General features: G+C 56.9%; 6 protein-coding genes. 2 read left to right on the forward strand and 4 right to left on the reverse strand.

What is annotated here, in order from left to right:
* Window positions 1-656 (forward strand): helix-turn-helix transcriptional regulator (locus AC1D06_RS40535; protein ID WP_477991113.1); only part of this gene is annotated, 656 nt, incomplete at its 5' end.
* Window positions 657-1,063: 407 nt separating this feature from the next.
* The gene (locus tag AC1D06_RS40540) at window positions 1,064-1,864 is read left to right on the forward strand and encodes a calcium-binding protein (RefSeq protein ID WP_477991114.1); all 801 of its coding nucleotides are present in this window, start codon (window positions 1,064-1,066) and stop codon (window positions 1,862-1,864) included.
* Between the two features lie 87 nt (window positions 1,865-1,951).
* On the opposite strand, the gene AC1D06_RS40545 is transcribed toward AC1D06_RS40540, so the two are convergent.
* From AC1D06_RS40545 to AC1D06_RS40560, 4 genes are all read right to left on the reverse strand, one after another.
* A complete protein-coding gene (locus AC1D06_RS40545) occupies window positions 1,952-4,891 on the reverse strand; it encodes a M10 family metallopeptidase C-terminal domain-containing protein (RefSeq protein ID WP_477991115.1) in 2,940 nt (979 codons plus the stop codon).
* A gap of 386 nt (window positions 4,892-5,277) precedes the next feature.
* Complete coding sequence (locus AC1D06_RS40550; RefSeq protein WP_477991116.1) at window positions 5,278-5,979, reverse strand: calcium-binding protein; 702 nt, start codon at window positions 5,977-5,979, stop codon at window positions 5,278-5,280.
* On the reverse strand, window positions 5,934-6,320 hold the full coding sequence (locus tag AC1D06_RS40555) for a hypothetical protein (protein ID WP_477991117.1): 387 nt from the start codon (window positions 6,318-6,320) through the stop codon (window positions 5,934-5,936). Before AC1D06_RS40555 ends, AC1D06_RS40550 begins: the two co-directional genes overlap by 46 nt.
* 60 nt (window positions 6,321-6,380) lie before the next feature.
* Window positions 6,381-8,183 (reverse strand): calcium-binding protein, encoded by a 1,803-nt coding sequence (locus AC1D06_RS40560; protein ID WP_477991118.1) that lies wholly within the window; start codon window positions 8,181-8,183, stop codon window positions 6,381-6,383.
* Window positions 8,184-8,778: the final 595 nt, after the last annotated feature.

Consider the following 8,778-nt stretch of genomic DNA (forward strand, 5'->3'; position numbering starts at 1 on the left):
TCCTTGCGCCTCATCTACGGCGCGCCGTCAATATCAGCAAAGTTCTGGAGTTGAAGACCATCGAAGCCGCGACATTTGCGTCGGTACTGGAAAACTTTACCGTCGGAATAGCCTTTGTCGATCACAACAACGCCTTGATTCACGCCAATGCCGCCGCCCACACGATGCTGGCGGCAAGGGACCCACTCTATCTGAACGCTGGTCGGCTTGCCCTTCCGCTCGAAGCCGCCACCACGGCTTTGGATGACGCGGTGCGCAAGGCTGCGGCTGGCGACTCCACCGCCGGAACGCGCGGCGTAGGTATTCCGGCAATGCGGAAAGACGGCACGCCCGCGGTGGTCCACGTCATGCCGCTCCGGCGCGAGATCGCATATCAGAACCTTGCATTGCACCCGACTGCGGCGCTTTTCATCGCGCCGGCGGCGGCAGCCTGGATGCCAACCGACGCAATTGCCTTGCTCTATGGCTTCACTCCGGCCGAATCCCGGATTTTCGAAATGATCGCGGCTGGGGAGCCTCCGGCGCGAATCGCAGATCGCCTGGGTCTGGCACTCAGCACCATCAAAACCCATCTCCTGCGCGTGTTCGAGAAAACCGGATGCAAACGCCAGGTCGATCTCATTAAGCTTGCCGGTTCGCTGTCCCTGACGTTCTAGGCAGCAGGGCAGTGATCTCCCATCGATCTTTCGACACGGATCCGGCTCCTTAAAAGCACCAGATCTCATCCGAACGGTGGACGACGCTGCGACTACCCTCGATTATGGTGACGGTGTAGTTCAGCAACAGGACGCGAGATGGAAACGACCACACTCGTCTCTTCGACCGCAGACGGACGAGTTTTGGCAAGCCGTCCTTTTTGCCGAATGGCACGAAACTGGTCTTTGCCTCCGGCCTTCCTCGTTGGTCCCCAGCAATACCAACCACATTCCATCTGTGAGTTGAGTTTTGGAAGGGCTGCCCCACACGCGGAAGGTATAGGCGGCGGCTCTCCTTCGAACCAAGGCTGACCTTCATCCTATCGTCCTTCTGGTCGCAGTGCGCTGCTTCATCACGGAGAAAACCGATGCCGACTTGGAACCAATATGCGCCTGGCGATCCGCAAGCACTTTTCGCTGGGATCGCTCAGAGATCGGGCCAATATGTGTTTGGGGGAAGCGACACGAGTTTCACCTGGGGATACGGAACCTTTGGAGTCATCGGTACGCATCTGGAATTGATCGGCACCGGCTTTTCCGGTCATTACGAAGACGGCGAGTATATTTCGAGCTATACGGGCACGGTCACCGGCCTGCGCATCGTCAGCAGCGACGGCTATCCGGTTGTCGAAATCACCGGCATGAGCATGCAGACGCTTGCGGTTTTCGATAACATTCTCAATGCCGGGGCGACCGGGCTTCAGAATTTTATCGACAGCCAGGCCTGGACGTATAACGGCAGCGCCGGCGATGACGGCATCATCGCCAGCAAGAACGCCGATACCGTGGTCGGCCATTCCGGCGATGATATCATCGCCGGCAGGGGAGGCAGTGACGAACTTTATGGAGGCAGCGGCGCAGACAATATCTCCGGCGCCGATGGCAGGGATCTGCTCGATGGCGGCCTGGGGACTGACATTCTGGCCGGCGGCAAAGGCAGCGACACATTCGTTTTCTCAAGCGGCTACGGCACCGATACGATCGCCGATTTCGTCAACGGCATAGACAAGATCGGCATTTCCGCCTGGAAAGCCGTCAAGAACTTCGATGACGTGAAAGCTGATCTTGTTCGCCATGGAGAGGACGTCGTCATCAAGGCCGGCAACGACTCGCTCGTCATCTTGAATACGGTGAAAGCCGATATCGACGTTCACGATTTCATTTTCTAGAATTCGGTCATGCAACAGCTTGATCGGTTCCATGGGGGCACCTCGATGACGCAGTTGTAGCGCTCGACGGCCATGGATCAAGAGATTTCAAAGATCGAAGTATGCAGCCCTCATTGCCAAGGCATCATCGAGATGGATGACGAAATCCGCTTTCTTGTCGCCGTTGGTGTCGCCCTCGATCCAGGTGTCGGATTTTCCCTTCACATAATGAAGTTCGCCGGCATGGCCGCTGAAGGCATCGGCACCGATGAAGCCGAAAGCCTGCGCGCCGCCTTTCTTCGAATTGGCATCCCAGCCGGTCAGGTCGATATGGTCGCTCTTGGTGAAGTCGAAGATCGTATCGACCGAACCATGGCTCTTGCCGCTATCGCCGGTGTCGAACACGAACGTGTCCGATCCGCTTTCGCCATAGAGCTGGTCTGTGCCCCCGCCGCCGGTCAGGCTGTCGTTGCCGTCCATGCCCTCAATCTTGTTGGCGCCGGCATTGCCGGTGATGCGGTTGTCCAGCCCATTGCCGGCGCCGCCGATGCCGTCCGATCCGGTCAAAACCAGGTTCTCGACCTGGTCGGTGAGGGTATAGTCGATACTGCTCTTGACCGTATCCTTGCCGCCGCCCGCGACTTCGGTGACCACGTCGCCGGGATCGTCGACAATATACGTATCATTGCCGCCGCCGCCGACCATGCTGTCGGCACCGCCACCGCCATCGAGCGTATCATTGCCGGCACCGGCATCGATCCCGCCGGCCTCGGGGGATACAGAGACCTGCAACGTGTAGGTCGTGCCGGCCGACATGGTTGCGTTGATCCAATCGCTCACGCGAATATAGTAGGTTCCGCCGCTGACCGTCGTGTAGCTGCCGAAGCTGTCTTTTGACGACACGGAACCACCTGCTCCATCCAAAACGGAGCCGTCATTGAATTGGCTCAGATAACTGGTCGGATCGGCGCCATATATCCGCACGTTGCTATCGTTGGAGCCACCAGACATGCCGTCTACGTCGAGCGTGATTGTCGATCCTGCGGCCACGGTCAGCTTGTACCAGTCGCGCGCACCGCTGTCGGCAGTGCCGGAGATGGTGACATGTGGGTCGGTCGTGGAATTCTCTATATTGGCATTCTCGGTCAGCGCGAAATCACCGGTGATGTCGAGCGCAGTGCCATAATCGTTGTTGCCCGCGCCTGCGGCTTTTGTGACCGCGCCCATCCCCGTACCAACACCCGAGGCGATGGACGGGATGCCGTCGCCATAGAGCGTATCGGTGCCGTCATCGCCGTAAACCTTGTCATTGCCGCCAAGGCCGGCGAGAAAATCGGTACCGCCATTGCCGTGCAGCGTGTTGACGCTGTCGCTGCCGACGATGTGGTCATTGCCCGCACCGCCTGCGGCATTCTCGATCTCGACGCCGTTGGCGACCGTGAATCCGCCACGGATGCCCGCGACATAGGAAATGCCGCCGCCGGCGATGGAATCGTATTGCAGCGATGCGGGACGGAGGTCGATGACGGCCGCATCCGAACCATTCTGGACGATCGTGTCCTTGCCGCCCGTATCCCAAATTGCCTGAAAAAAGGTACCCACCGCGTTGGCGGTTGGCAGGACATAGGTGTCATTGCCGCCGTTATGATTTGGATTGGCGCCGTACATGCGCTGGATTGCGGCGATGTCGAGCGCCATCGGCCCAGCAGCGCCGCCGTAGTCGATCGGATCATTCACTGCACCATAGGCCTGAGCAAAGCCTCGGTTGTACGCCATGATAGAATAGACGTTCTGGTTCAGGCTGTAGTCGCCCATTTGGCCAAAGGGGTCTATGACACCCGGCAAAACGGCGGAGCCGCCAGTATTGTCGAACGGATGCGCCAGACCCATTCCATGGCCGATCTCGTGAAGCAGCGTCGTGAAGCCGTCGCCGCCCTCCTGCAGATTGCCCCATTCCGCCGCGCTGGCATCGAACACCCCCGATCCGTCGATCGTATAGCTCTTGCCATCGATGACGGCGGTGCCGCCGCCCATGTCCCAATGGGCGAGCTCGCCGTTAGAAGGCGTCGTAGGCCTCTTGAACATGAAGAAATTGGCCTCGGAAGGGTCCGTGACCTGTGTGAAATGGACGTCTGCGACATCGCTATACTTGCCATAGGCCTGCATCGCCGAAGCGATCTCGGCCTGGGTCCAACCCAGCGCGGTGAAACTCTCGCCCTGTGGCCCTGTGACAGCACCGTCGCCGACGAAAAAGACCTTCACGTCTTTCGGCGAAACGATATTCCACTCGATCGTATCGAGCGGCGACGCCTTGTCGATTTGGACGGTGTATTGGCCAGTTGAACCGGCAATGTCTTCTCCGACGCTGAGCAGAGCCGTGGTATCGAGCGCCTTGAAGGTGATCCGGCTTATGCCAACTCCCCAGTCGCCGGCTTCCTGGATGACCGCGCCACTGCTCGTCAGCGCTTTGACATAGGTCGAACTTAGCGGGTCGTCGCCGCTGCCGGAAACCGTGACGGTATAGTATTGCCCGACGACGGTCTTCACCGAATAATAGTCGTCGTCATGGTTCGCGCCGTTCGCCGCAGGATCTGCTTGACCGGTCACCGAACCGCCTACTTCAAGGGTCGCGGGCGTCGTCAGGTTGTTCGGAATGTCTTCGGCGTAGGCCGACAGCAAATAATTGCCGATAGAAGTGCCTGAGCCTGCCGCGGCGAGGTAGTAGGTTCCCGTCGTCGTGGCGGTAAAATGCAAATACGAGTTGGTGGCGAAATCGTCGCTCCCGATCAGCGGATTGACAATCAGGCCCTTGCCAACGTCGTCGTTGGAATCAATCAGCGTGCCATCGGAACTGTAAAGCGACAGCAGCGGATTGAAAGACGCGTCGCCATTGGAAGCAGCCGCGACGAGATTGAATGAATAGGTTTTCCCGGCCACGAGGTCGATCTTGATCCAATCGCTGTCGCCTGCCTTCTCGACCTTATTGAACAACTCGTCACCGATGTTTAGTGAAACGGTTGTCGTAAAGTTTCCCGGAATATCAGCCATAGAAAACCCTCTGTAGATTCAGGATATATTGGGAAAGGTTCAGGACCCTTCCGGCCATTTATTCATGCGTAAACTAGCTCTCAATGACTGAAGCGTAGTGAGCTGGAGTTTTCCAAACTGAAATAGAGATGACAACGGATGCCATTTGATCCCTCTTGGCCTTCACCAGATCGAATTTCCATCATCACCGAATCTATCTGTTTTGGCATCCACCAAATGGTGGATAGCGGGGCTTCAACTGGCTGCAGACTTCTCCTAATGGCCCCCGATGGATCCTGCGCGTTCGAATGGCTCCAAGTGCTCCAAAATCGCGGCCAGGCGATACTGGCGCGGGCGGTTAGCATGCCAAGCCCGTGAAACACTCACCGCTCCGGTGTGTGCTTATCTCAAAAAAAGAAATCATTGGCGTCTAGATTTATGACGCCATCTAGGTGGATCTCAAAGTCAGCTTTTGCGTTTCCGTCAATATCTGCATAGATGTAAGTATCTGTGGCTGTATGGTCGAACCTCAACTCTCCTGCTGTATGACTGAAATGCTTAGATCCAATCAAAGTAGGATGTTGCAGCCCCTTCGTCTTCGAATTGAAATCGATAGACTGAATCTCCAGGAGGTCCACGCCGTGGGTAAAGTCCGTGATGGTATCTTGGCCTTTCAATGCGACTGTCGAATCCTTCACCGACCCGAATAGAAATATGTCGTTGTCGGCGCCGCCCGTCAGTTCATCCGCACCGCCGCCGCCGTAGATACTGTCACTGCCGGTTCCTCCATAAATTGTGTTTGCTTCCTTGCCGCCAAAGATCGTGTCAGCGTCTGCGCCACCATCGATAATCCCGTCTATGTAGCCCTTGCGACCGTCGTAGAAATCTGATTCAGCGTCGAATTTTATGTCGCCGATCATTTTCCCTGTATTTATAACACTCTCGCTGCCATTGCCTTCTGCAAAGGATTTTTCGCCCCCCGTGATTGTGCCTGAGTTTTCCAGAATAACGCTTTGAACAGTGTCAAAATCGGGTTCGTTGAAAACGCCATTGTATCCGCCGCTTATCGAACCCGAGTTTTCAATATGCGATACGCTTGAAGAACCCAAACCAAGAAGGTCGACTCCATCGTCGGAACCGATAATCTGTCCATCATTGATGTTTCAGAATTTATCCCGCCTTGGTAAACTCCGACGGCACCCCTTACAATTCCGGTCTCCGAAATCGAAACTACATTGCCGCTTGAAAAGTAACCTAACATGGCAATTGCGGTCCCATTGGACGCGACAGCGCCGTCAATAAGCACGGTATGGTTCGCTGTATCTGCAGAAATCGCATCGGCGGCCTCGTGTGCTAACAAGACATATTTGCTTACCCAGATGTTTTCGCCTGCACCGAGTTCTATCTGGTCGCCGTTTGTAAACGTCTGGCTTTGGGGAAATTTCCACATGTAATTTTCTCTCTTCGGCTGTCACTGATAAAATGTTCGCGTATCCAGCTTGCCCCGCGATCAAAGCAGGAAATCGGCCGCCACCAATTCCTTGATCTTGACGCCCTCCAGCGTGATGGAATCATGGGCGGTAAAGTCGATCACCACGGAAGAACCGGCCTGTTCCATGTGATGGGCCTTGAGGTCGGTGAAATCCGTAAGCCCGGAAACAGAACTGAGATCGATGACATCGTGATCCGAATCCTTGGCGTCGAAATCCTTGATCGTGTCGGCGCCGTCGCCCGCCTTGAAGACGAAATGGTCTGCATCGGCTCCGCCATAAAGCGTGTCATTGCCCCTGCCGCCCGTGAGGATATCAGCACCGGCAAGACCACTGAGCGTGTTGGCGCCCACATTGCCGGTGATGTGATTGGCAAGCGCATTGCCGGTGCCATTGAGTGCTGCCTTGCCGGATAGCGTCAGGTTTTCCACCGATCCTGTGAGTGTGTAGCTGATTGAGGCGAGCACAGTGTCCGTGCCCTGGGCAGCCAATTCCTGAACCTGATCGCCTGCAGAATTGACGATATAGGTGTCATTGCCGAAGCCGCCGGCCAGCACATCGTTGCCGCCTCCGCCGTCGAGCCGGTCATTGCCGCCATAGCCGATCAGATATTCGCCCCAGCCTGTGCCGGTGAGTGTGTCGGCATGGTTCGAGCCATCAATGTCGGGTGCGAAATGCCGCTGAAAGATGCCGTCGCTGTCTCCCGTCCCTTCGCCGTCCCAGGTCACCACCCAGCCACCATCGGCAAGCGCCGTTACCGAGGAGTTTTTTTGACCATTCGCGGTGTAGCTGTTGACCAGGGTTTCAGTCCCCACCGTGTCGCCATCCGCCGCATAGCGCTGCTGGAAGATGCCGTAGTCGCTATCACCCGGCCCGTAACCTTCCCAGGTGACCACCCAGCCGCCATCGGCAAGCGCCGTGGTTGCTGGATTGTATTGACCGTCCGCGGTGTAGCTGTTGACCGGGGTTTGAGCCCCCTCCACGGTGTCGCCATCCGCAGCATAGCGCTGCTGGAAGATGCCGGTGCTGTCTCCCGTTCCTTCGCCCCACCAGGTGACCACCCAGCCGCCATCGGCAAGCGCCGTGATTTTGGGGGCGGACTGATTACCTCCGCCGTAGCTGTTAACCGGGGCTTGAGACACCCCCATCGTGTCACCATTGGCCGCATAGTGCTGCTGGAAGATGCCGTAGCTGTCTCCCGTCCCTTCGCCAAACCAGGCGACCACCCAGCCGCCATCGGCAAGCGCCGTGGTTGTTGGAATACCTTGAGTACCCCCGCCATAGCTGTTGACCGGGTTTTGAGGCGCCCCCATAGTATCACCATTGGCCGCATAGCGCTGCTGGTAGATGCCGACGCTATCTCCCGTTCCTTCGCCCCACCAAGTCACCACCCAGCCGCCATCGGCAAGCGCCGTGGTTGTGGGAGAGTATTGAGCACCCCCGCCGTAGCTGTTGACCGGGTTTTGAGACACCCCCACAGTGTCGCCATCCGCCGAATAGCGCTGCTGGTAGATGCCATAGCTGTCGCCCGTTCCTTCGCCTTCCCAGGTGACCACCCAACCACCATCAGCTAGCGCCGTGGTTGCGGGAGCGTATTGACCATTGGTGGTGTAACTGTTGACCAGGGTTTCAGGCCCCAGCTTGTCGCCATCCGCTGCATAGCGCTGCTGGAGGATGCCATCAGGACTATCACCCGTCCCTTCGCCCCACCAGGTTACCATCCAGCCGCCATCGGCCAGCGCTGTGGTGGCGGGAGAGTATTGACCGTTCGCGGTGTAGTTGTTGACCAGGGTTACATCGCTTGCTGTTGCATACGAGGACATGATTTTGGTTCCTTCAACGGAAACGGTACTCAACATCGAGGGTCGCTGGGTCAAGCCAACAATGGATAAATCGTCTATCTAAGATTGAGGGAATATATGCTTCGCGCCTGAATGATTGCGTCCAGATACGAGTATCGGATCGTCCATCATGCATCCTTTCGCCAAGCCCCGGCGCGACGTTAGATCAGGGCATCAGAACCGTCATCCACCGTTCGGTGGAGGCCAGCCATATGAGCCCGGTGGGTTAGATCAGGCCGAAGACGCCGCGCAGGATGACGATCATGGCGATGCCCGCCGGCGGCAGGGCAGCTATCGTCTCCCGCTTCGCAATGTTTCCAATGATGAAACCCATGGATGGCGGTGTTTATTCATGACCGTCTGACTTTTGTCGGAACGGAAACAACCTGTAAGAGCCCGATCTAAGAGTAGTTGAGCGATAACAGCAGGTTGTAATTCCCTTTTGATGCTAAGGACGGTTCGGACAATAAGCGCTACATGTTTCTTGGTGTGATAGTGTAGTTCCACTCCGGATGGAACGGGTCGCCTATGATATTGAGGCTTGCCATCTGGGCATTGGAGACCTTGACGCCCTTTT

Source organism: Rhizobium sp. P2_G2 (assembly GCF_056403555.1).